The following is a 24,152-nucleotide window of genomic DNA, read 5'->3' on the forward strand; positions in this document are numbered from 1 at the left end:
GGTCACGATGCGCTGCCGACACTGACCGGGGCATCGACGCGACTCAGCGTATCCCGCACCCACAAGACGGCCGCGAGTGCGACGAGCGCGGCCACCGGGGACAGCAGACGCGCCTCGGCGGGGCCGAACCAGCCCAGGACCGCGCCGGCCAGCAGGGTGCCCGCCGCACTGCCGACCGCCATCATCGTCGCGGCCAGAGCGAACGACTCGTTGATCACCGTCTTGGGCACCAGTTGGCCGAGCAGCCCGAACTCCTCGGCGCTGAGCGCCGCCAACGGCAGGCCGGCGAGGAAGAGGCAGACCGCGAGCACCGGGATCGAGGTGGCGAAGACCAGCGGGATCATGCAGGCCAACGCCACCGCCAGCAGCACCAGGTAGCGGTTCACCGCTCGGCGGGTGTGCTGTCGCGCCCCCCAGACCAGCCCGCCGAGGACGCTCGCGGCCGGGGGCAGCGACAGCAGCGCCACCCCGGTCGCGGCCGTGCTGCCGTGCGCCGACACGGTGGCCGGCACCGCGACCTCCAGGACGGCGAAGGCGGCTGCGGCGGCACCGGCGGCGACCAGGATCGCCACCACGCCCGGGATCCGCCACGGCCGCCGGGTGCGCCCGGGACCGTCGCCGGTCGTCGCCTCGGCCTCCGCCGCCTCGCCCGGCTTGCGCAGCGTGGCGACGGCCGGGGCGCTGCCGTAGAGCAGCGAGCCGACCACCAGCATGCCGCCGGCCAGCAGAGTGGTGGCCAACGCGCTGAAGACGCTGGTGAACAGGCCGGTCGCCGCCGGCCCGATCACGAAGAACACCTCGATCAGCACCGCTTCCAGGGCGTTGGCGGTGTTCAGCTTCGGCCCGGGCGGCAGGATCAGCGCCCAGGCCGCCCGGACGGTCGAGCCGACCGGCGCCATGGTGAGCGCCACCGGCACCACGGACGAGATCAGCATCCAGCCGGGCCCCTGGTTCGCGGCGACGAACCCGACCAGTGCCACCGCGTGCAGCATGGCCAGCACCGGCAGCACCCGACGCAGCCCGTGGCGGTCGATCAGTCGCCCGTGCACCGGCCAGGCGACCGCCAGGCCGCCGGAGAAGAGGGCGAGCGCGGTCGCACCGGCCGAGTAGGACCCGGTCTTCTCACTGACGTGCAGGAAGATCGCGAGTGGTTCGATCGCCACCGGCAGTCGGGCGAGCATCGCGGGCAGCATCACCCGGGGTACGCCGGGGGTACGCCAGAGTTCGACGTACCGCCCGACGGCGTCAACCAGCGACACGGGCGTCCAATCAGGCCACCGGGGCGGCGTCGGCACCGGCACGCGGCCGGTAGATCCCGTCGTACTGGTCGATCAGCGATCCGTTCAGCGCCTCGGTGAGCCGGAGCCGCTGCTCGAACAACTCGTAGTAGGACAGGTGCTTGGACGGCATCGGCGAGAGGTAGACGCTGATCACCTCCGGGGTCTGCTCGATGTCGAAGGCGAGCCGGTCCGCCTTCTTCCGGAAGTCGGCGGTGCCGGGCAGCAGTGTCCGGTTGAACACGTTGAAGTAGTTGGTCGCCTCGGGACTGGCCTCGACCAGCCGGTCCTTGAGTTCGAGGCACCGGTCCAGGTACATGTCGATCATCGATTGGTCATCGTCGTCGTGCCCGATCAGCATGTTGAACGTCAGGTATCGGACGCCCAGGTCCAGCATGGACGTGATGATCCGCATCTGCTCCTGGAACGGACGCAGCTTACGGAACTTCTGGGTGGGCTCGTCACCGAGGTATTCCAACGGGATCTGGACCCGATAGCAACCGATCCACCGGTCGCCGCTGGTGTCGTTCCAGAACAGCGTCTCCATCAGTTCCCGGTCCACCTCGCCGAGGTCCAGGAACTTGCCGAATTCGAGCCCGTTGGCGAACTCCCAGGAGAATTCGTACTCCCGGGCGATCCGGAAGATCTCCAGCGTGTCCTCACGGCCGGAGTCGTGCAGCAGCGTGCCCCGGCCGGACCGCTGGATCCGGGAGAGCGTGTTGTCCTCCTGGAAGAGGATGTTCGAGATGCCGACCGACCGGAAGTAGTCGAAGTGTCGACGCACCACGTCCGGCTTCATGTAGCGGTAGTGCCCGCGCATCGGCGTCGCACAGAACGAGCACGTCCGGTAACAGCCGCGCGAGGTCTCGAAGCAGGTGAACGGCGCCCGTACCGTCATCGGCGGCTGGCCCTCGCCGGTGTCGTCGTAGACGGACAGGTCGTCGATCAGGTCGAGTGCCATCGGCGGCAGCTCGGCCAGGTTGAGCTGGGGGCCGCCCATGATGACCAGGCCGTCGCCGATCCGACGGCTCAGCACCGACTCCTCGATCGGCTTGCCGGTGGCCCGGGCCTGGATCACCCGGGCGAAGGTCTGCTCGCCTTCGAGCTGGATCACCACGTCGAAGCCGTTGGCGAGGTACCACTCGGGCCGGGCGGTGACGTCCATCCCGCCGCCCACGACCAGTGCGTTCGGGTTGATCTTCTTGAGGAACTTGGCGAAGTCGGCCACCACCCGGGCCGAGTTGGTGAAGTTGTTCGAGATGCCGATGACGTCGGCGGCCCGGGCCTCGTCCGCGTAGTTCTCGAAGGCGCCGCCGTAGCGGATGCAGTCGACGGTGCGGGGCCCGTACGCGAACGAGGCGTAGTGCTCGGGCTCCCCGGCGTCGACCTGGGTGTCGACGATCCGGAACTCCGCGTCGACACCCCACTCCCGCAGGTACGCGCGCGTTCCGGCGGCCAACGTGACGAGAGCGCTCTTGGGGTTGCGGACCCGGACCGGGCTGATCGTGGTTCCTTCGTCCCGGAACGACTGCCCCGGGTACGGGGCGTAGAAGAGGGTGACGCGCATGGCCGTACCTCCCGTCAACCCGCGTAGATGCCGTCGTAGAGACGGTGCATCTCGCGGTCGTTGAGCATGTTCGTCATTTCGAGACGCTTCTGGTAGATGTCCCAGTAGGTGAAGTGGTCGGTGTTGATGGCCGACAGGAAGATCCCGATCACCTCGGGGTTCTCGTCGATGTCGAACTGGAGCAGCGAGCGCAGCGTGACCCAGTCGCGGGCACCCGGCAGCAGCGACAGGTTGAACACGTTGAAGTACGGCTTGTACCTGCCCTTGCCGACCGAGGTCAGCTCCTCCTTCAACCGCATGCAGTAGTCGGTGAAGATGTCGATGCCCTCGCGGTCGTGCTCCGGGTAGCCGATGAACAGGTCGTACGTCTGGTGGCCGACGCCGTGGTCGGTGAGCATGGTGGCCAGCACGTTCACCTGCTCGTCGAAGCCGAGCAGCTTGGGGAACCGGCGCTTCTTGACGTTCATGTTGTCCAGCGGGATCTGCACCCGGTAGCAGCCGACCCAGCGACCGTCGACCGTCTCGCTGCCCAGCAGCGCGTCCGCGAGTTCGTGGTCGAAGCTGCCGTTCTGCATGAACTTGCCGAACTCGATGCCGTTGGCGAACTCCCAGGCGAAGCCGTACTCGCGGAACATCCGGAACATGGCGAGGACGTCCTCGCGCCCGGAGTCGTACAGGTAGCGGCCCGCGCCGTTCTGCTGGATCCGGGAGAGCGGGTTGTCCTCCTGCCAGACGATCGTCTTGATGCCGTACTCCTGGAAGACCCGGAGGTGCTTCTCCATGACCGGCAGGCTCATGTAGCGGTAACCGCCCCGCGACGGCGCGGTGCAGAACGAGCACCGCCACGCGCATCCCCGGGACGTCTCCCAGCAGATGAAGTTGCCCTGCACGCCCGCGGGGGGCGGCCCCTCGGCGGTGTCGTCGTAGATGGACAGGTCGGGGATGAGGTCCAACGCCATCGGCTCGATCGAGTCCATCGGCACGGTCTCGGAGGAGTCGACCTTGCTGGGGATCAGCCGGCCGGGCAGCGAGATGTTCGGCACCGTGGACAGGTCCCGCTTGTGGTAGACCGCGTCCACCAGCCGCGCGAAGGTCAGCTCGCCCTCCCCGCGCACCACCGCGTCGGCACCCCGGGCCAGGTAGTACTGCGGGCGGGCGGTGCAGTCGACCCCGCCCACCACCACGATCGCCTTGGGATTGATCCGCTTGATGTGCAGCGCCAGGTCGGCCACGATCTGCGCGCTGTTGGTGAAGTTGCAGGTGATGCCGTGTACGTCCGCCGCGCGGATCTTCTCGTCGGCCTCCTCGAACGGGGTGCCGTACCGGTAGCAGTCCATGACCCGCGGGCCGTACGGGAGCGACTTGTACTTCACCCGCTGCCCGCCGAGCTGGAGATCGACGATCTCGATGTCGCAGGAGTAGCCGAAGTGCGGCGCGTACGCGCGCAGCCCGGCGGCGATCGTGGTCAGTGCGCTCTTCGGGTTGTGCGGCCGTTCGGTGTTGATCGGCTCGCTCTCGCCCTGGAAGATCTGCGAGGGGTAGGGTGCGTAGTAGAGATTGACCTTCATGGCGTCTCCTGGACCCGTTGGTCGCGGTTCACTGAACTGTCCCGCTGGACAGATGAGGACGGCCCACCGCTGCGTGGTACGTCCGGTTGAGACGGTCGATCATCACGTCGATCTCCCTGTCCCGGCTGGTGCCCCAGTCGAGGCCGAGTCCCCGCGCCAGCCGGGTGGCCTGGGGTGTCTCGGTGCCGACCAGGGCGTCGTGGACCACCTCGGCCAGTGGCTCGGTCGCCGCCGCGGCGCGGGGACGCAGGACGGCGAGGCAGCGCGCCACCTCGTCGTCGCCGACCGCGTCGGCGGCCCGGTCGAGGAACTCGTCGTAGCTGATCTCCGGCAGTGGCCCGTCCCCGACGCGTAGCCGGGCCAACAGGTCGGCGACGGCGACGGAGGCGGGTGCCACCACGTTCAGCACACCCTCGGCGGGCGTGCGGCGCTGCGGGTCGGCGAGCGCGGCCACCATCCGGGCCACCACGTCGACCGGTGTCCAGTCCACCCACAGCCGGGTCGACGGGCGTACGCCGAGTCGCAGGCAGAGCCGCAGGACCATGGTCACCGACGAGCGCGGGTTGGCGGAGCCGGTACGGGAGTGTGCCGCCACCTCACCGAGCCGGACGACGGTCGCGGGTACGCCCTGCGCGGCGGCACCCCGGACGAGCTGTTCGGCGACCCACTTGGACTGGCTGTAGCCGTCGACCGGCGGTGCCGACGTGGGCGCGAGGAACGACTCGGCCAACGGCGTACCGGGTGTGCTCCGGACCGTCGTGGTGGAGAGCGTGACCAGCCTCTTGCGGACCTGCGTGCCGGCGAGGTCGACGAGCGTCCGCAGGCCGTGCACGTTGGTGTCGCGCAGATCGAGGTAGTCGCGGAGGGTGTCCACCCGGCCCGCCGCGTCCACGATCGTGCCGACCTGGTGGCACAGCCGCCGCCAGTCGTCACCGCGAAGACCGAGGAGCGGTCGGGCCAGGTCACCGGCGAGCGCGGACCAGCGATGTACCGCAGCCGTCCCGGTCGCGGCCAGCGCGGCGGCCACCCGATCCGAGGCGGCCTCGTCGTCGGCCGCCCGGACCAGGCAGACCACCGGCCGGTCGCCGTGGGCCACCAGCGCCGCGAGCACCTGTGCGCCGACGAAACCGGTCGCCCCGAGCAGCAGGATCGCGCCCGGATCCTCGGCCGGTCGCGGCGAAGCGGTGCCCAGGTCGCCGAGCCGGGCGTCCCGGGCCAGCTCGGGCGGCACGGCGGTGGGCACCGGCAGGGACCGGCCGCCCCGGACCAGTTCCGCCTGGGCCGCGATGGTGGAGGCCCGGACCAGGTCGCGGGCGGCGAGCCGCACTCCGAACGTACGCTCCAGGTCGACCGCGAGTCGGGCGACACCGAGCGAGGTCCCGCCGAGGCAGTAGAAGTCCCCGTCGTACGCGCCGAAGCCGAGCACCCGGGCCCAGATCTGGGCGATCCGCGCCTCGACGCTCCCCGCCGGATAGGTCGGACCGGGCCCGCCGTTGCCCGCCGGTGCCTCCGCGAGGTGCCCGCGCAGGCGTTGCTGGTCCACCTTGCCGTTGGCGAGCAACGGCAGGCCGTCGAGGCGGACGAACCGGCCGGGCACCAGCTCACCGGGCAGTCCGGCACGGGCGTGCTCGCGCAGCGTCTCCTCGCCGACCTCGCCGTCCGCCGAATAGAAGCAGACCAGGGCGGCGGTGGCACCGGCCTCGTCCACCAGCACCTTCACCTGGCGCAGACCGGGCAGCGTGGCGAGGGTGCACTCGATCTCGCCGAGGTCGACGCGTACCCCGGCGATCTGGACCTGGGCGTCGCGCCGGCCGGTGAACATCAGCAGGCCGTCGTCGCGTACCCAGCCGAAGTCCCCGGTGCGGTAGAGCAGGTCGCCGGGGACCCCGGGGTAGCGGTTCGGCACGAACACCTGGCGGGTGCGGGCCGCGTCGCCGTGGTAGCCCGCGCCGAGACACACGCCCGCCAGGTGGATCTGGCCGACGTCGCCGCGCGGGGTGGGTGCGCCGTGCTCGTCCAGCAGCAGCACGGCCGTGTTCGGCAGCGGCAGGCCGAGCGGGATGACCTGTCGGTCGTCGTCGCCGACGGCGTGGAACACCGAGCCGATCGAGGCTTCGGTAGGTCCGTAGGTGTTGGTCACCCGCACGTCCGGGAACATCCGCCGGAACGCCTGTACGGCCGGGGGCTTGGCGGCCTCACCGCCGATGAAGACCTGCCGCATCGACGACAGCAGGCGCCGGTCCTGCGGTCGGCTGCGCAGGCGTTCGACGAGCAGGTCGAAGATGCTCGGCACGAAGTCGGTCATGGTGACCCGGTGCCGGTGGATCTGCGCCAGCGTGGCGTCGAAGTCGAGGATGCCGGTGCGGTCCGGGATGACCACGGTGGCGCCTCGGGTCAGCGGCCAGAGCAGTTGCCAGATCGACGAGTCGAAGGTGTGTGCGGAGTTCTGGAGCACCACCGCGCCGTCGGCGGCGAACCGCTCGGTCATCGACAGGAAGCGGTTCACCAGACCCCGGTGCAGGTTGACCGCGCACTTGGGCAGCCCGGTGGAGCCGCTGGTGAAGAACGCGTAGATCGGGTCGTCGGGGCGGGGCCGCGCCGCGACGGCCGGTCCGGCGGCGGCGTCCGGGTCGGTCCGTACGCCGATCACCGGCCGGTCGATGGCCGACGGTGGCGCGCCGACGACCGCCCGGGGAGCGAGGTCGTGCAGCATCCGTTGCAGCCGCTGGGCGGGCCAGGCCCGGTCGAACGGCACGAAGGCGGCGCCCGAACGCATGGTGCCGAGCATCGCGACGAGTTGCTCGACGCGATCGTCGAGCAGCAGGGCGACGAAGTCTCCCCGGCGTGCGCCGTGGGCGAGCAGGTCGGCGGCGACCACGTCGGCCAGCCGGTCGACGTCCCGGTAGGTCAGCGCGCCGGTGGGATGGACGACCGCGTCGGCGTCCGGGTGACGCCGTACGGCTTCGTCGACGAGGTCGACCACGGTCCGGTGTAGCGGACGTGGTCGGGTGGGTCCTGTGAGGAGAGCGCCGACCTCAGCGGGATCGCGGCGGACGCGCTCCATTCCGAGAATCGTCAAAGCGCAGATGAGGATGCCATTGAGGGCACCTCCCCCGAGGTGTGCTTCCGCGTTCCCGGCGGTGCCTGCCGAGGGCGCGAGTGGCAGGTCTCCATTGACCCGGGTCGGACCCTAACGGCGCTCTCGCTCGCCTGTCAACGCATTGACGGCTGTACGTCTTAGCAGGTGTCGGAGCGGAGGTCGACGGCTTCGAGGAAATTGTCTGATGGCGATGAGATGTGCCTTCCGCCCGCTGTGTCCCATGGGGCGGAAAACTGGTCCTCGGACGTCTGTCAGCGGACATCTGGATCAGGTACCGTGCGCTCTCACGGCCGTGGCTTCCGGCCAACGGGACGATCCGAAGGGACACCGTGTGACTGTGCAGAGCCCGGTCCGAAAGGTTTGCCTGGTAGTGGCGGTTGTCGCTCTCGTCGCGACGGCGGGATGCGCCAAGGAGGACAAGAGCGAGGTGCAGGCCGGCGGCGTCAAGCTGGTCGAGAAGGGCAAGCTGACCGTTTGCACGCACCTGCCGTATCCGCCGTTCCAGTCCAAGGACGCGGCCGGTGCGGTGATCGGCTTCGACGTGGACCTGATCGACCTGGTCGCCCGGGAACTCGGCGTGGAACAACGGATCGTCGACACGCCGTTCGAGGGGATCAAGTCCGGCCAGGATCTGAACACCGGGAAGTGTGACGTGGCCGCCGCCGGAATGACGATCACCGAGGAACGGCAGAAGGTGATGGACTTCTCCGCGCCCTATTTCGACGCGACCCAGGCGATGCTGGTCAAGGCCGGTAAGCCGTACAAGTCGCTGGACGATCTGCGCGGCAGGAAGGTCGCCGTCCAGGCCGCCACCACCGGGCGCGACTACGCGCGCGGGCTCGCGGCCGAGAAGGGTCTCGAACTCGTCGAGTTCGAGGACCTGGCCGCCGAGCAGCAGGCGCTCGCCAACGGGCAGGTCGAGGCGGCCATCAACGACCTGCCGGTCTGGACCGAGTACATCAAGGAGAACCCGGGCGGGTTCGAGGTGGCGGCCGAGTTCGACACCGGTGAGCAGTACGGCTTCTCGGTCCGCAAGGACGAGAACCCCGAACTGCTCAAGACCATCAACGAGGTGCTCGACCGGGCCAGGCAGGACGGCACCTACGACCGGGTCTACGAGAAGTGGATCGGCCCACGCCCGTGAAGCTGCGTCGTCGCCAGCGCGAACGGCTGTCCCTCTGGCTCCAGTACCTGGCCTTCGTGGCGGTCGTCGCGCTGGTGATCGGCAGCGCCGACTGGGGCAGGCTCGCCGACGCCTTCTTCCGCGTCGACATCATCAAGTCGATGTTCCCGACGATCATCACGGTCGCGCTGCGCAACACGATTCTCTACACCCTGGGCGCGTTCGCCTTCGGTCTCGTGTTCGGCACGCTGCTGGCGTTGATGCGGCTGTCCCGGGTGGCGCCTTACCGCTGGGTGGCGACCGGGTACATCGAGTTGTTCCGGGGGCTGCCCGCGCTACTCGTGCTCTTCCTGGTCGGGTACGGCATCCCGATCGCCTTTCCGGAGCGGGAGATTCCCGGCGGGGTGTTCGGCTCGATCGCCATCGGCCTCGGGTTGACGGCGGCGGCGTACATGGCGGAGACCATTCGCGCCGGTATCCAGGCCGTTCCCAAGGGGCAGATGGAGGCGGCCCGTACGCTCGGCATGTCGCACTTCACCGCGATGCGCGCCATCATCATCCCGCAGGCGTTCCGGATCGTGATCCCGCCGCTGACGAACGAACTCATCCTGCTCACCAAGGACTCGTCGCTCGCCTACGTGCTCGGTGTGACCGCGCAGACCATCGAGATCACGAAATTCGGTCGGGACGCGCTCAACGACCGGGTGAACGCCACTCCGTTGCTGGTCGCCGGCTTCACCTATCTGCTCATCACGTTGCCGCTGTCCCAGTTGGTGCGGCGTCTCGAACTTCGTTACGCGAAAGCCCGGTGATCCGGATGTCGAAAGATCGGTCCCGGCCCGCCGTACGGATCAGCGACCTGCACAAGTCGTTCGGTGCGTTGGAGGTGCTCCGGGGAATCGACGTCGAGGTCGGTCACGGCGAGGTCGTCTGCGTCATCGGGCCGTCCGGTTCCGGCAAGTCGACTCTGCTGCGGTGCGTGAACCTGTTGGAGGAACCGACCTCCGGCCGGATCTGGGTCGGCGACGTCGAGATGACCGATCCCGACGTCGAGATCGACAGGGTCCGCCGGGGCATCGGCATGGTGTTCCAGTCGTTCAACCTTTTCCCGCACCTGACCGTGCTGGACAACCTCACCATCGCCCAGCGTCGGGTGCTGCGACGCGGTCGCGCGGAGGCCGAGCGGATCGCCCGGGGCAACCTCGCGCGGGTCGGTCTGACCGACAAGGCCGACGCGTTCCCGGCGCAACTGAGCGGTGGGCAGCAGCAGCGGGCGGCGATCGCCCGGTCGTTGTCCATGGACCCGGAGCTGATGCTCTTCGACGAGCCGACCTCCGCCCTCGACCCGGAGTTGGTCGGCGACGTGCTCACCGTCATGCGGAAGCTGGCCGAGGACGGTATGACGATGATGGTGGTGACCCACGAGATGGCGTTCGCCCGGGAGGTCGCCGACCGGGTGGTGTTCATGGACGGTGGGGTGGTGGTCGAGCAGGGCCCGCCGCAGGAGGTGCTCGGCGCTCCCCGGCACGAACGGACCCGGGCGTTCCTCGCCCGGGTGCTCGACCCGACCCACGTCGCGGAGTTGGACCGACCCGACCGGGCACCGGAGCCACCGTCGGGCGGTGTCGACGGTCGGTGACGGTCCGCCGCGCGCCGGAGACCGGCAGGTCGCCGGTGCCGTTCCCGATGCGTTAGCCTAACGATCGTTCAGGCTGGTTGCCCGGGCCGGAGTGCCGGTGTCGGGATGGCGGCGAGGGGGCGGCGTGACGTTCGACGGTGAGGCTCTGGAGCAGCTACGCAAGCGGGTCCGGTCCGGTGGCGCGGAGAAGTACCACGCGGCGAACGCGACCAAGGGCAAGATGTTCGCCCGGGAACGGGTCGCACTGCTGGTGGACGAGGGGTCGTTCGTCGAGGACGGGCTCTACGCGAACGCGCTCGCCGACGGCCTGCCGGCCGACGGCGTGGTCACCGGCACCGCCACCATCGACGGACGCCAGGTCTGCCTGATGGCCAACGACTCGACGGTCAAGGCCGGCAGTTGGGGCGCGCGAACCGTCGAGAAGATCATCCGGACCATCGAGCGGGCGTACGACACCGGCGTGCCGATGGTCTATCTGGTCGACTCGGCCGGTGCCCGGATCACCGACCAGGTCGACCTGTTCCCGGGCCGACGCGGCGCAGGCAAGATCTTCTGGAACCAGGTTCGCGCCTCCGGCTCGATCCCGCAGGTCTGCGCGTTGTTCGGGCCGAGCGCGGCGGGCGGTGCCTACATCCCGGCGTTCTGCGACGTGGTCGCGATGGTGGACGGCAACGCCAGCATGTATCTCGGCTCCGACCGGATGGTCGAGATGGTCACCGGCGAGAAGACCACGCTGGAGGCGATGGGCGGGGCCAAGGTGCACTGTGCCGAGTCCGGCGTGGGGCACTTCCTCTGCAAGTCCGAGGCCGAGGCGCTCGACGTGGTCAAGCGCTACCTGTCCTACCTGCCGGCCAACTGGACGCAGCGTCCGCCGGCCGCCGAGGCCGTCGAGGCGCCCGAGAAGGCGGACCTGGCCGCCCTGGTGCCGGCGAGTGAGCGCCAGGCGTTCGACATGCGGCGGTACGTCAAGGGTCTGCTCGACGACGGCTCCTTCTTCGAGATCCAGGCGCTCTGGGCCAAGGAGTTGACCATCGGCTTCGGTCGGCTCGACGGCGAGGTCGTCGGCGTCGTCGGCAACAACTCGATGTTCAAGGGCGGGGTGCTCTTCGTCGACTCGGCCGACAAGGCGACCCGCTTCGTACAGCTCTGCGACGCGTTCAACGTGCCGCTGCTGTTCCTCAGCGACGTGCCGGGCTTCATGGTCGGCAGTGCGGTGGAGAAGCAGGGCATCATCCGGCACGGCGCAAAGATGATCACCGCGATCTCCGAGGCGACCGTACCCAAGATCTGCGTGGTGGTCCGTAAGGCGTACGGGGCCGGGCTCTACGCCATGGCCGGGCCGGGTTTCGAGCCGGACGCCACGATCGCCCTGCCCACCGCGAAGATCGCGGTGATGGGGGCCGAGGCCGCAGTGAACGCCGTCTACGCCAACAAGATCGCCGCGATCGAGGACGAGGCCGAGCGGGCCGCGTTCGTCGCCGCGAAGCGGGCGGAGTACGAGCGGGACATCGACATCGTGCGGCTGGCCAGCGAGCTGGTGGTCGACGCGATCGTGGAACCGCACCAGCTCCGCGCCGAGCTGGTCCGCCGGTTCACCGCCGCCCGGAGCAAGGAGCGGCACTTCTCCCGCCGCCGGCACGGCGTCACCCCCGTCTGACAGCTCACCCGGCACCAGTCAGCACCGGCACCGCCCCGGCGTCACGAGCGCCCGGCGGGCACGTCCGCACAGGAGGAACCCGATGGACTTCCGGCTCACCGAGGAGCACGAGGCGCTGCGCGAGAGCGTGCGGGAATTCGCCCGCGAGGTGGTCGCGCCGGTCATCGCCGAGCACTACGAGCAGCACACCTTCCCGTACGAGGTGGTCCGGCAGATGGGCAAGATGGGCCTGTTCGGCCTGCCCTTCTCCGAGGAGTACGGCGGCATGGGCGGTGACTACTTCGCGCTCTGCCTGGCCCTGGAGGAACTCGCCCGGGTCGACTCCAGTGTGGCGATCACCCTGGAGGCGGCGGTCTCCCTGGGTGCGATGCCGATCTACCGGTTCGGCACCGCCGAGCAGAAGGCGCAGTGGCTGCCGAAGCTGCTCAGCGGTGAGGCGCTGGCCGGATTCGGACTCACCGAGCCGGGCTTCGGCTCGGACGCCGGTGGCACCGAGACCCGGGCGGTGCTGGACGAGACGACCGGCGAATGGGTGATCAACGGTTCGAAGGCGTTCATCACGAACTCCGGTACCGACATCACCGCGCTGGTCACCGTCACCGCCGTCACCGGCACCCGACCGGACGGCGCGAAGGAACTCTCCACCATCATCGTGCCGAGCGGGACGCCGGGCTTCACCGTCGCGCCGGGCTACTCGAAGGTCGGCTGGAACGCCTCGGACACCCACGAGCTGACCTTCGACGACTGCCGGGTGCCGGCGGAGAACCTGCTCGGCGAGCGTGGGCGCGGCTTCGCCCAGTTCCTGCGCATCCTGGACGAGGGCCGGATCGCGATCGCCGCGCTGGCCGTCGGGCTCGCCCAGGGCTGCGTCGACGAGTCGGTGAAGTACGCCGCCGAGCGGCACGCCTTCGGCCAGCCGATCGGCAACTACCAGGCGATCCAGTTCAAGATCGCCGACATGGAGCTGCGGGCGTACACCGCCCGGCTGGCGTACTACGACGCGGCGGCGCGGATGCTGGCCGGCGAGCCGTTCAAGCGGCAGGCCGCGATCGCCAAGCTGCACGCCAGCACCGTCGCGGTGGACAACGCCCGGGAGGCGACCCAGATCCACGGCGGCTACGGCTTCATGAACGAGTACCCGGTGGCCCGGTTCTGGCGGGACTCCAAGATCCTGGAGATCGGCGAGGGCACGTCCGAGGTGCAACGCATGATCATCGCGCGCGACCTGGGGATGTGAGCCCGCTCCGACGTCCGGCCGACCCGAGGCGGTGAGCGCGCCTCGGGGCCGGGTCAGCCCGACGTCATAAGCTGACGCAGGGTCGAACGGTCCGCCGCGTCCTGTTCGGCACGGGCGATCAGGGCACGGGCGTCGACCTGTTCGCCCGCCGGCCCGATCAGCACACCCCGGACCGACGGATGTGCCAACCGCCAGCCACGGCGCAGCAGGTTCTCCTCGACCAGCCACACCGACGCGGCGGCTGGTTCGTCCCACTCGCAGTCGCCCGGATCGTCGGACAGCTCGCCCACCGGCACGTGCATGGCGGCGGCCAGCACCTCCCGGGGGCGGGTCCGGATCACGTCGATGGCCTCGACGTCGTCGACGGGCGGTCGACCCAGCACCGCAGCCACGTCGGCCCGGACCGAACCGGCCTCCCCGGCGGCCCGGCGCAGCCACCAACGCGGCGGGGAGTCGGCGAAGGTGTGCCAGCGGATGTAGCGCGGATAGGGGATGTTCAGCAGGCGTCGGGCCAGCCGGCGGCGCTCCCGCCCGGACAGCGGGGCGACCGGCACCGGATGGGCGGTCGGCACCACCGGCGGTGGCGTCCTGCCGAGGGCACGCAGCGCGTCGGCGAGCCGGGGATGCAGGGTGGCGAGCACCTGCGCCTCGTCCTCACCCCACTCGACGTCGGGCGTCCCGTGTCGCAGCAGGTGCCGCCACCCGTCGTCCACGTCGCTGATGCCCACCTCGGCCAGCCGCCACCATCGGTGCTCGGGCAGCGCCGTGCTCTCCAGGAAGTCGGTGTACCCCTGCGCGGCGGCGTCCGCCAGCGCGAACGCCCGTGCCGCCGCAGCGGCGCCGGCCGCGAGCACGGCGGCCTCGTCGGCGTCGCGCTGCACCTCGGCGGCGAAGCCGGCCAGCGTACGCCGGAACTCGGTGACCCGGCGCAGGTCCCGGCCCTCCTCGTACGTCTCGGCGCGCACCGCCTCGGTCCAGAGGTGCAGCAGGCCGACGACCAGACCGCAGTGGCGGTGGCGCAGCAGGGCCAGCCGGTAGCCGACCAGTGCCCGCAGTTCGGTCGCGTTGAGGCAGTCGAGCAGTGGGAGGCCGATCAGCAGATGCCGGCGTCGGCGTGCGACGGCCAGGTCCACCGTCGGGGTGCCGGTGAGCAGCACGCGGTCGGGCATCGGGGTACCCAGCCGATCGGCGGTCTCCGCCACCAGTCCGGCGAGTTCCGGGTGGGTACGCCGGGTCACCGGTATGCCACTGGGGTGGCCGAGTTGCGGCTGACGGCCGAGTAGGCCGGCGTGCCGGGTCAGCAACCAGCGGGCCTGCCGGGTGTCGAGGTCGCCCGGCAATCTGTCGCGGGACATGGGCGGCATTGTGACCGTCGCCGGTCACCCCGATCAATGGCTGATCGTCCAGTGCTGTCGACCGGTCGGCCGCTGTCGGGTTTCTTCGCGGTCGGGTCGGGTGGCCGACGATCCCGTGTCCAGTGTCGGGTGTGGCCCGTAGTGTCCGTGGCCATGCCTCCGGGTCATGATCGTCGGGTCGGGCCGGCCACGCACGCCGGGCTCCCGGAACTCTTACGGTCGCACCGCCTGTCCGCCGGCCTCACCCAGGCCGAGTTGGCGGTGCGCGCCGGCGTCGGCATCCGAACGGTTCGTGACCTGGAACGGGGTCGATCCGTACGACCGCAGCGCACCACCGTCGAACTGCTCGCCGCAGCGCTCGACCTGACCGGTACCGCCCGCGCCGGGTTCCTCACCGCCGCGCGGGGGACGGGCACCGCGAGCGCGCCATCCCACCCGGGTCCGGCGCTGGGCCTGCCGCCCGCGCCGGAGCTGATCGGCCGGGAGCAGGACGTGGCCGAGTTGACCGCGATGTTGACCGATCCGCGTGGCCCCCGGGTGATCAGCCTGGTGGGGCTGGCCGGGGTCGGCAAGACGGCGCTGGCGTTGGCGGCGGTGCACGCCGTCGCACCGGCCCATCCGGGTGGCGTGGCCGGGGTGCTGATCGGTGCCGGGTCCGACGTCACCGACGTGCTGGCCGCCTCGGTGACGGTGCTCGGTGCCGCCCGGATCACCGAGTTGGCCGCCCGGCTCGGTGACCGCCGGGCCGTACTGCTGGTGGACGCGGCGGAACGCGCGCCGGGCCCGGTGGCGGCCACGCTGCACCGGCTCGTCGGTGGGGTGCCGTCGCTGCGAGTGCTGGTCACCGGTCGGCATCCGGTCGGGCTGCCGGGGGAGCGGGTCCGTCCGGTGTCGCCGCTGGACGTACCGCCGCCGGGCGGCACCGACCCGGGGGCGCTGGCCACCTATCCGGCGGTCGCGTTGTTCACCGCGCGGCTGGCGCAGGTGCGCCCGGAGCCGCCGTCCGACGCGGAGCTGCCGGCGCTGGCGTCGCTGGTCCGGCGGCTGGGCGGGCTGCCGTTGGCCATCGAGCTGATGGCCGCGCGCGGGCGACTGCTCGACCTCACCGAGCTTCTCGACCGGTACGGCGACCGGGTGCTGGACCTGGACACCTCGGGCGCGGCACGCGGCGGGTGGGAACCGGGCCCGAGCCGGGGTGACGACGCACGGGCGGCCGTGGCGGAGACGCTCCGCGACGCGGTGGCGACCAGCTACCGGTTGCTCGCCGACGAGGAGCGGGCCGCGTTGCGTCGGCTGGCCGCGTTCGGCAACCGCTGGTCGGTCGAGATGGCCGAGGAGATGCTGGCCGGGACGGGGGCGACCGCCGACCCGGTACCCATGCTGAACCGCTTCCTCGACCTCGGGCTGCTGAGCGTACGCGGCACCGGACCGTTCCGGTTCCGGCTGGTCGACGCCGTGCGGGACTACGCGGTCGAGCAGGCCTCCGGTGCCGGTGAGTCGACTGCGGTCCGGCGTCGGCACGCCCGGGTGGTGACCCGGTTGGTGGAGCGGACCGTGCCGGCGCTCAGCGGTGCCGGTGCGACCGTCGCGGCACACCGGTTGGACGAGGTCACCGGCGACATCAGCTCGGCACTGGCGTACGCGGCGGTGGACGACCCGCTGACCGCCGTGCGCCTGGCGGCGGCGTTGTCCCGGTGGTGGCGGCTGCGGGGACGGGACGTCCTGGGCCGGCAGTGGCTGCTGCGGCTGCTCGCCGATCCGCGTACCGCCGATGCCGATCCGGCGCTGCGGGCCTGGGCGTCGCTCGGCGTCGCGATGCTCGCCGGTGAGCACGGCGCGGCGGGTGAGGAGTTACCGACGGCGCAGGCCGCGTTGGCGGCGTTCCGGCGTCTCGGTGACGTGCCGGGCGAGTTGGAGGCGCGGAACGTGTTGGGTGCGCTGTTGTCCGCGACGGGCCGACCGGGACAGGCGCGGGAGCAGGCGGAGGCGGTGTTGGCGGTGGCGACCGAGGCCGGTCTGCTCCGGCAGATGGCGATCGCGCAGCACCACCTGGCCTGGCACGAGATGCGGGTGGCCGACCTCGCTGCCGCGCGGCGTCGACTGGCCACCGTGGACCGTCTCGGTGGCCAGTGTGGCGAGCAGCGGTTGCGGGTGCTGGCCCGGGGCACCGTCGCGGAGGTGTTCCGCCTGGAGGGCAGGTACGTCGACGCGGTCGGCGAGGCCCGACGCGTCCTGGCGGCGCTGGCCGACCTGGGGGTGCCCCGGCACCGTCGTCGGGTGCTGGGCACGCTGGGTCTGGCCCTCGCGCAGGACGGCCGTGCGGCCGAGGCCGCCGAGGTGCTCGTGGAGTTGCGGCCGTTGGACGGGACCGGCGCGTTGATCGAGGGACAGCTAGCCCGGCACCGGGGTGACCGGGAGGTCGCCGTGGAGTGGTTCACCGCCGCGGCCGAGATGAACCGGGAGGACCGGGACCGGCGGCGGGTGGTGGAGGCGCTGGTCGGCCTCGCGGCGAGTACGGCGGATCCGGAGGTGCTCGATCGACTGGACCTCGCCTGCCGCGCGGGTGCCGTGCGGCTGCTGCCACAGGAGCAGGAGTTGTTGTACGCGTTGTCGGTCGGTCGTCGCCGTTGAGCCGGACCGGCCCGACGGTGGTGCCGGAGAAGCACGGCGGGCCGGGCACGTGGCCCGGCCGACCGGCGGCGGAAACCCGAGGTGGCGCGGGCGAGGAAGCCCCCTGTTACCACCCCTCGCTCATCGCCCGCGCCGATTCCCCCCGATGTGCCCCGCTGCAGCGAGATTAGCGAGCGACTACCGCGAAGTCCGTCCCTCTTGTGGCGGTATAGCCGTTTCGTTGTCCGGTTCTGCCGGTCCTTCTGCCGGTGCCGTCACGCTCGGGTGTACCGATCGGCACCGAAGGTCGGAGCGCGGGTGCGGTCGAGGCGTCGCGCCACTCAACAAGGGGACGAATCCGGCGTTTTCCGGGCTGGTTCCTGCTCCGGGGCGGTGTCACTGCTGCCGGCGGTCGCGCAGGGGTGAACCGCGTCGCGGATCTGCCGCAGGCCGTCCAGCAGCGCGTCCAGCGCCGCCGGGTCGAGCTGGCCGGTGAACCAGTCCTCGATGAGCCGGAGGTGGCCGGGCAGGCTCTCGTCGAGCCGGCGCAGACCGGCGGGGGTCACCACGGCGTACGAGCTGCGTCGGTCGGACGGGCAGGCGCGCCGGGTGATCAGACCGTCGCGCTCCATCCGGTCCACGACCCGGGTGACGCCGCTGGTGGAGAGCGACGTCTGCGCGGCGAGATCGGTCATCCGTAGTTGGTTGCCGGGTGACCGGGTGAGCCGGGTCAGCACCTCGAACTCGACCGCTGACAGCCCGTGCTCGTCGAGTTGCGTGGCGAAGCGGGCGGAGAGGCCCGCGTGCACCTCGAAGAGGAGGCCGACAGCGGTGATCCGAGGGTCGTCGAACACGTTCGGGTCCACCGGCCCATCCTATCAGTACTTGACACACGGAATATTGCTACGACTATAGTTGCTCAGGCAGTCGTTGGGCTACTAAACAATCTCTTCCGGAGGGCAGTTTCTCATGACCAGCAGCACCGAGCCGGTTACCCGCGAGTGGAACGGCCTCACCATCCCGGCGGCCGGCACCTACCTGCTGGACGCGGCGCACAAGCGCGTGGGCTTCGTCGCCCGGCACATGATGGTAAGCAAGGTTCGCGGTGAGTTCGCCGACGCCGCCGCCACCATCACGATCGCCGAGGAGCCCCTGGGGTCCACGGTCAGCGCCACCATCCAGGCCGCCAGCATCAACACCGCGCAGGCCGACCGGGACGCGCACCTGCGCAGCCCGGAGTTCCTCGACGCCGAGCAGTTCCCCACCCTGGAGTACCGCAGCACCGGTGTGAAGTCGCACGAGGGCAACGAGTTCGTGCTCGACGGTGAGCTGACCATCAAGGGCGTGACGCGTCCGGTGGAGCTCAAGGTCGAGTTCGAGGGCGTCGGCCGCAGCCCGTTCGGCCAGGACATCTTCGGCTTCTCGGCGAGCACCGAGATCGACCGGGAGGACTTCGGTCTGACCTGGAACGTCGCCCTGGAGTCCGGCGGCGTGCTGGTCGGCAAGAAGATCAAGATCGAGATCGAGGGCGAGGGCATTCGCCAGTCCTGATCGTCCCCGTACGCCGACGGGCCCGCGCCGACCGCGCGGGTCCGTCGGCGTTTCCGGTGACGGTCGCGGTGCGGTTTGTCACAGGTTGTCAGCAGGGACGTGGGTGGCGCCACGGACCTGGCCGGGTAGGAATGCCCACGGGAGCGGCTCACCCGCCCCGTCGATGGGTCCGACCCACCCGCAAGGCGGGTGGACTGCGACAATGGACCGATCTTCGGGCCATCCGGTTCGGCGCTTTCACCGAGTATGGTTCACACTGCGCTGCGGAACGGCACCGTTCCGTCGCGTCGCGCGCCGGGAGGAAACATGGGCAGGGACGTCGACCGAGCCGCCTTCTCCCGTGAGGATCGGATCCGGTACCGCCAGAAGGTCCGCCGCTGTCTGGACGTCTTCGCGTTGATGCTGGACGACTTCGGGTTCGACGCCGACCGGCCGATGACCGGGCTGGAGATCGAGCTCAACCTGGTCGACCCGCTCGCCGAGCCGGCGATGCGCAACGAGGAGATCCTCGCCGCCATCGCCGATCCGTTGTTCCAGACCGAGTTGGGCCAGTTCAACCTGGAGCTGAACGCCAACCCCCGGCTCATCTCCAACGGCGGGTTCACCGACTACGAGCGTGACCTGCGCGGCAGCCTGGATCGGGCGAACGGGCGGGCGGCCCGCTCGGACACCCGGATCGTCCTGGTCGGCATCCTGCCCACGCTGACCGAGCGCCACCTGGTCGCGGACAACCTCTCCACCAACGAGCGGTACCGGGTGCTCAACGACCAGATCGTCGGTGCCCGGGGCGAGGACATCGAGCTCGACATCCGGGGTGTCGAGCGCCTGCGTACGCACACCGACTCGATCGCGCCGGAGGCCGCCTGCACCAGCCTCCAGTTCCACCTCCAGGTCGCACCGGACAGCTTCGCCGACTACTGGAACGCCTCCCAGGCCATCGCCGGGGTGCAGGTGGCGGTGGGTGCGAACTCGCCCTTCCTGTACGGCCGCCAACTCTGGGCGGAGACCCGGATCGCCCTGTTCGAGCAGGCCACCGACACCCGGCCGGACGAGCTGAAGGCGCAGGGCGTACGGCCCCGGGTCTGGTTCGGGGAACGCTGGATCACGTCCATCTTCGACCTGTTCGAGGAGAACGTCCGCTACTTCCCTCCACTGCTACCGATCTGCGAGACCGAGGACCCGGTGGAGGTGCTGCACGCGGGTGGCGTACCGGAGCTCGCCGAGTTGCGGCTGCACAACGGCACCGTCTACCGCTGGAACCGGCCGGTGTACGACATCATGGACGGCCGCCCGCACCTGCGGGTGGAGAACCGTGTGCTGCCGGCCGGGCCGACCGTGGTGGACATGCTGGCCAACGCCGCCTTCTATTTCGGGTTGGCCCGGGGCCTGGCCGAGGCCGACCGGCCGATCTGGAGCCAGCTCACCTTCAGCTCCGCCGAGGAGAACTTCCACGCCGCCGCCCGACGGGGCATGGACGCGGTGCTGCACTGGCCACGCCTCGGCGAGGTGCCGGTCACCACGCTGGTGCTGGACGTCCTGCTGCCGATCGCCGCCGCCGGGCTCGACGGGTTCGGGGTCTCCCCGGCGGAGCGGGACCGCCTGCTCGGCATCATCGAGCAGCGCTGTCGTACCGGTCGTAACGGTGCGGCCTGGCAGACCGCGGCGGTGTGGGCCGCCGAACGGCAACACGGCCTGGACCGGACCGCCGCCCTGCACCACATGCTCCAGCGCTACGCCGAGTTGCAGCGCACCAACGAGCCCGTGCACACCTGGCCCATCGACTGACCCGTCGCGCCGAGCGCCCCGGCGCGCACACGCACCGCCGGGTCAGCGGCTGCGGCGGTTGCGCCGACCGGTGCCCTCGGGCGCGGGGTCGGTACCGGTGGCACCGCCGTCCGGTGGTGCGGTGGGCGACGCCTCGTCGGAGGCCGGCGAGCCGCCGGGGGCCGTCGGGGTGACGGGCGCGTCGTCGTCGACCGTTCCGCTCCGCCCGGTGCCGCTGTCCGTGCCGCTCCTGCCGCCGAGTCGCCGTCGGGCCGGGCTCCGGGTCGCGGCGCGCGCGGGTTCCTTCGCCCTGTCCGCCGCCGGTCCGTCGAGCGTCGTCGTCGAGCCGGACCCGGCCGGGTCGGGCGCGGTCGGGTCGGCGGCCGTCGGGGTGCGCGCAGGACCCTCGCTGGCCGCCGGTGCAAGGCCGGTGTCGTCGGCCGCCCTGCGTTGCCGGGGCACCCGGGGTGTGTCGCCGGTGGGCGGCAGTTCCTGCCTGCGCCGGGCGGCCCGCTGGGCGAGCGCCGCGACCAGGACCGACCCGCCGATACCGACGATCACCGCGTACGGGGCGATCAGGTGGGCCGACACCTGCTCCGGGCTGATCGCGGTCAGCCTCGGCACCGCGAGGAAGTAGGCGATGGCCACCAGCAGCGGTCCGGCGGCACCGGAGGCGGTGGCACCGACCCGTCGGTGCGCCGGACGTACGCCGTGCCGCGCGGCCAGCGCGCCGATCAGCAGCGCCGAGCCGAGCGAGAGGATCGCGCCCGGCCAATAGAAGTAGTCCCGGATCCAGAACTGCGGATTGTCCGAGCTGAGTTGCCAGATGCCGAGCTGGGCGGTGGTGAGCCCGCGACCGGCCAGCACCGAGTCGACGACGGCGACCACGGCGAGCAGCCAGAGCCAGCCGGCGGTGGCGATGACGTTGGTGGCGGCGGCCCGGCAGCGCAGTGCCCAGACCGCCACCAGCACTCCGACCAGTACGCCGATCGCGGCGTAGGCGGCGGCCATGTCCCGCGGGGACGGAGTGTCCGGCACCTCCGCCACCCGCGCCGGCACGGCGACCAGCAGCACGGTGATCAGCGCGCCCAGCCCGGCGGCACCGGCCAGCGCGATCCCGTGCAGACCACCGCCGTCACCGCCCTCCCGGCGAACGTCGGTCGACCCGGCGGAATCGGATCGGGCGTCGTCGGGCCGGACGGTGCTGGTCCGAGCGGTGTCGGCCCCGACCGTCTCGGGCTGCGGCGTGGTGGCGGCCGACGGGCCGGCGTCGGTGGGCGTACCGGCGTCGGGGGGTGCGGCGGACGTCGGCTGCGGTGCGGTGCGGCGGTCGCGTAGGCGTTGCGCGCAGACCGCGCCGAAGATCGTCGAGGTGGCGGCGATCCAGGTGGCCCAGATCAGGCTCGCCACCCAGGCCGCGGTGCCGGCGGTCGCCTCGGTCGGTGCCCAGTTGAGAATGCCGAGCCCATACCCGAAGCCCAGTTGGGCGGCCCCGGCGCCGGCTGCCACGCCGGCCGCAGTGGCGATCGATCCTCCCCAGCCCTGTCTGGCCATGCCGGGCAGCGTAACGTCCTGTGGTCGGTGCGGCGAGTCGTGCGCGGCACCGGCCGGCAACGGTGACGGACAGTGCTTGGCGTCGGCGACTACGGTCGCCGGTGATAGGGCGGTGGGCGGAGATGACGGACGGATCCACGGACCGGGACGAGGTGCGCTCCGGCGCCGGCCCGGACCGCGCGAAGGTGGTGATCGGCGGCGGGCTCGCGGCGGTGCTCCTCGCCGTCATCGGGGCGACCGGCGGATGGGTGCTGGCCGGCGACCAGAAGCCCCCGCGCGACACGACACTGGACGCGAGCGGCAGTCGGGCCCCGACGTCCGAAGGCTCGCCGACGCCGCGCGACCGGCCGACGACAGCGACCAGCCAGCCCGCCCGGCCCACGCCGAACCGCACCGGCCTGACGGTGCCGGAACTCGTCGGCATGGACTTCGAGGAGGCCCGGGAGGAACTACGGGACCGGGGCCTGGGCTGGCAGTTCGTCTTCGGCAGCGGCGACAGTTCCCGCGTGCGCAGCACCGAGCCGGCCGGCGGTTCACCGGTGAAGCGCGGGGCCACCGTGAAGGTCACCGTGGCCGGTGCCGCGCCGGAGAGTTCGATACCTGACCTGGTCGGCGACTCGTGCGGTGAGGCGCGGGACGAACTCGTCGACGACGGCTTCTATCCGCGGTACCCGAGCGGGAAGTCCGGCACGGTCACCGCACAGGACCCGGCGGGCGGCGCCGTCGGGAGATGGAACGACGTGGTCCAGATCTGGTGCGGCACGACCCCGAGCCCGGAGGCCAGCGAGGAGTCGTAGAGACGCGCGTCCGACACGCTGATGCCGGCCGATGGCCCGACGAACCGTTAGGTTGACCGTCGAGGGCCATGCCGCCCGCCGGACCGGCGGAAAGGACGTGCGATGAGCGACGACCGCCAGGAGCCGCCCGAGGGCGAGTCGGACGACCGGACCCGCCCGATCCCGCCGGCCAGCGGACGTCCCGACGAGACCGCGCCGCTGGACCGTACGCCCGATCCCGCCGTACCCGACGAGACCGCGCCGTTCGGGCGTGCTCCCGGGGAGCCGGTGGACGCGACCGCGCCGTTGCCCCCGACGCAGCGGTCCGGTTCCGCGGCGTGGTCGGGGCGGGCGGAGGTGCCGTCGGTCCGGCCCGGTTTCGACGGCGAGCCGGCCGGTGGCGACTGGTACCCCGACGATCCGGGCAACCGGCGCTGGTGGTCGCCGATCCTCTGGGGTGTCGTCCTGCTGCTCCTGCTCGTCCTGCTCGGCGTGGGCCTGTGGCTGGTCCGGCAGGCGCTGGACGAGGACGGGTCGACGCCACCGTCCCCGCAACCGACGACGCAGGCGTCGCCGACCACCGCGTCACCGTCGCCGACCACCCGGTCACCGTCGCCACCGCCGACCACCAGCGCTGCCCCGACCCAACTCCCGGTGCCGCCGCTGGCCGGGCTCTCCGAGGCGGCGGCGCGGGCGCTGCTGGACCAGCTCGGTCTCGGCTACGAGGTGGAGTACCGGCCGTCGGACCAGCCGCCGGGCACGGTGATCGCCACGGAACCCGGTGCGGGTGCGCTGGTCGAGGAGGGCGACGAGATCAGGTTGGTGGTGGCCACCGCGAGCCCGAGCCCGTCGCCGACGACCGGTGCGCCGACCACCGAACCGACGGTCACGGCGAGCCCGACCACCTGAGGCCGGTCACCACATCCGGCGTCTGGTGCCGACCAGTCCCAGCCCGGCCAGCGAGATGGACAAACCGAACACGCCGGACCAGAACAGCGAGCGGCTGAGTTCCTGGCGAGGGTCGGCACGGGTGGCGTGCGCCGACGGGTCGGTGTCCCGGTACGGATCGTCGACCGACCCGGAGCCGCCGTACGCGGTGGCCGGGGCGCCGCCCGGCTGGTCGCTCGTGCCGAACTCGTCCCAACCGCCGGTCACGCCGTACGGGCCGACCGGTTCGGTCTGCACGACGGTGATCTCCGGTGCCGGGACCGGCTCGGCCAGTCGGGTGGACGAGAGGGCGGGGTCCCGGACCAGCACCAGCATGGTGGTGGCGGCACCGAGAAGCGCCAGGACTCCGAAGGCGTAGGTGATGCGGGACCGATGGGGCTGTCGCGTGGGCAGATTGACCATGGCCATCCCAGGTTCAGGGCCCGG

Annotated in this window: 18 protein-coding genes; 10 read left to right on the plus strand and 8 right to left on the minus strand. The window is 71.3% G+C overall.

From position 1 onward, the window contains the following. Positions 1–2 precede the first annotated feature (2 nt). Genes ACQVFL_RS30550 through ACQVFL_RS30565 form a run of 4 tightly spaced genes read right to left on the minus strand, consistent with a single transcriptional unit; the run spans position 3 to position 7,395 of the window. Positions 3–1,259 (minus strand): MFS transporter, encoded by a 1,257-nt coding sequence (locus ACQVFL_RS30550; RefSeq protein WP_431728174.1) that lies wholly within the window; start codon positions 1,257–1,259, stop codon positions 3–5. Positions 1,260–1,269: 10 nt separating this feature from the next. Further along, the gene (locus ACQVFL_RS30555; RefSeq protein ID WP_431728175.1) at positions 1,270–2,844 is read right to left on the minus strand and encodes a B12-binding domain-containing radical SAM protein; all 1,575 of its coding nucleotides are present in this window, start codon (positions 2,842–2,844) and stop codon (positions 1,270–1,272) included. Between the two features lie 14 nt (positions 2,845–2,858). Next, positions 2,859–4,412, minus strand: coding sequence for a B12-binding domain-containing radical SAM protein (locus ACQVFL_RS30560; protein ID WP_396696429.1), 1,554 nt, complete (start codon positions 4,410–4,412; stop codon positions 2,859–2,861). A gap of 28 nt (positions 4,413–4,440) precedes the next feature. Then, positions 4,441–7,395: a non-ribosomal peptide synthetase gene (locus tag ACQVFL_RS30565; protein ID WP_431728176.1), complete on the minus strand. Its 2,955-nt coding sequence runs from the start codon at positions 7,393–7,395 to the stop codon at positions 4,441–4,443. A gap of 487 nt (positions 7,396–7,882) precedes the next feature. Between ACQVFL_RS30565 and ACQVFL_RS30570 the strand changes: the two genes are divergently transcribed. The 5 genes from ACQVFL_RS30570 to ACQVFL_RS30590 all read left to right on the plus strand — a co-directional run bounded on the left by ACQVFL_RS30570 (position 7,883) and on the right by ACQVFL_RS30590 (position 13,168). Beyond that, positions 7,883–8,656, plus strand: a complete 774-nt coding sequence (locus ACQVFL_RS30570; RefSeq protein ID WP_396696433.1) for a basic amino acid ABC transporter substrate-binding protein — start codon at positions 7,883–7,885, stop codon at positions 8,654–8,656. After that, entirely contained in the window at positions 8,653–9,447 is a 795-nt protein-coding gene (locus ACQVFL_RS30575; RefSeq protein WP_396696435.1) for an amino acid ABC transporter permease, read from the plus strand. Before ACQVFL_RS30570 ends, ACQVFL_RS30575 begins: the two co-directional genes overlap by 4 nt. A gap of 5 nt (positions 9,448–9,452) precedes the next feature. Continuing rightward, positions 9,453–10,274, plus strand: a complete 822-nt coding sequence (locus ACQVFL_RS30580; protein ID WP_396696437.1) for an amino acid ABC transporter ATP-binding protein — start codon at positions 9,453–9,455, stop codon at positions 10,272–10,274. 124 nt (positions 10,275–10,398) lie between these two features. Beyond that, the gene (locus ACQVFL_RS30585; protein ID WP_396696439.1) at positions 10,399–11,931 is read left to right on the plus strand and encodes an acyl-CoA carboxylase subunit beta; all 1,533 of its coding nucleotides are present in this window, start codon (positions 10,399–10,401) and stop codon (positions 11,929–11,931) included. 82 nt (positions 11,932–12,013) lie between these two features. After that, entirely contained in the window at positions 12,014–13,168 is a 1,155-nt protein-coding gene (locus tag ACQVFL_RS30590) for an acyl-CoA dehydrogenase family protein (protein WP_396696441.1), read from the plus strand. 53 nt (positions 13,169–13,221) lie between these two features. On the opposite strand, the gene ACQVFL_RS30595 is transcribed toward ACQVFL_RS30590, so the two are convergent. Then, complete coding sequence (locus tag ACQVFL_RS30595) at positions 13,222–14,523, minus strand: hypothetical protein (RefSeq protein WP_431728177.1); 1,302 nt, start codon at positions 14,521–14,523, stop codon at positions 13,222–13,224. Between the two features lie 153 nt (positions 14,524–14,676). Between ACQVFL_RS30595 and ACQVFL_RS30600 the strand changes: the two genes are divergently transcribed. Then, positions 14,677–17,154: an ATP-binding protein gene (locus tag ACQVFL_RS30600; RefSeq protein ID WP_431728178.1), complete on the plus strand. Its 2,478-nt coding sequence runs from the start codon at positions 14,677–14,679 to the stop codon at positions 17,152–17,154. A gap of 320 nt (positions 17,155–17,474) precedes the next feature. On the opposite strand, the gene ACQVFL_RS30605 is transcribed toward ACQVFL_RS30600, so the two are convergent. Beyond that, on the minus strand, positions 17,475–17,999 hold the full coding sequence (locus ACQVFL_RS30605; protein WP_396696447.1) for a MarR family winged helix-turn-helix transcriptional regulator: 525 nt from the start codon (positions 17,997–17,999) through the stop codon (positions 17,475–17,477). Between the two features lie 103 nt (positions 18,000–18,102). Between ACQVFL_RS30605 and ACQVFL_RS30610 the strand changes: the two genes are divergently transcribed. Together ACQVFL_RS30610 and ACQVFL_RS30615 are read left to right on the plus strand one after the other, a co-directional pair. Further along, the gene (locus ACQVFL_RS30610; RefSeq protein WP_396696449.1) at positions 18,103–18,684 is read left to right on the plus strand and encodes a YceI family protein; all 582 of its coding nucleotides are present in this window, start codon (positions 18,103–18,105) and stop codon (positions 18,682–18,684) included. Between the two features lie 306 nt (positions 18,685–18,990). Further along, complete coding sequence (locus ACQVFL_RS30615) at positions 18,991–20,469, plus strand: glutamate--cysteine ligase (RefSeq protein ID WP_396696451.1); 1,479 nt, start codon at positions 18,991–18,993, stop codon at positions 20,467–20,469. 42 nt (positions 20,470–20,511) lie between these two features. Here the strand turns inward: ACQVFL_RS30615 and ACQVFL_RS30620 are convergent, their stop codons facing one another. Next, positions 20,512–22,002, minus strand: coding sequence for a hypothetical protein (locus ACQVFL_RS30620; protein WP_431728179.1), 1,491 nt, complete (start codon positions 22,000–22,002; stop codon positions 20,512–20,514). Between the two features lie 122 nt (positions 22,003–22,124). On the opposite strand from ACQVFL_RS30620, the gene ACQVFL_RS30625 reads away from it, so the two are divergent. Both ACQVFL_RS30625 and ACQVFL_RS30630 read left to right on the plus strand, forming a co-directional pair. Further along, positions 22,125–22,799 (plus strand): PASTA domain-containing protein, encoded by a 675-nt coding sequence (locus ACQVFL_RS30625; RefSeq protein WP_431728180.1) that lies wholly within the window; start codon positions 22,125–22,127, stop codon positions 22,797–22,799. Between the two features lie 102 nt (positions 22,800–22,901). Continuing rightward, positions 22,902–23,687 carry a PASTA domain-containing protein gene (locus ACQVFL_RS30630; protein ID WP_431728181.1) on the plus strand — a complete coding sequence of 262 codons (786 nt, stop codon included), beginning with the start codon at positions 22,902–22,904 and terminating at the stop codon, positions 23,685–23,687. 6 nt (positions 23,688–23,693) lie between these two features. Here ACQVFL_RS30630 and ACQVFL_RS30635 read toward each other — a convergent pair whose 3' ends face one another. Next, complete coding sequence (locus ACQVFL_RS30635) at positions 23,694–24,134, minus strand: hypothetical protein (protein WP_396696457.1); 441 nt, start codon at positions 24,132–24,134, stop codon at positions 23,694–23,696. Positions 24,135–24,152: the final 18 nt, after the last annotated feature.

Origin of the sequence: Verrucosispora sp. TAA-831 (assembly GCF_050780145.1) — a bacterium.
GTDB lineage: Bacteria > Actinomycetota > Actinomycetes > Mycobacteriales > Micromonosporaceae > Micromonospora.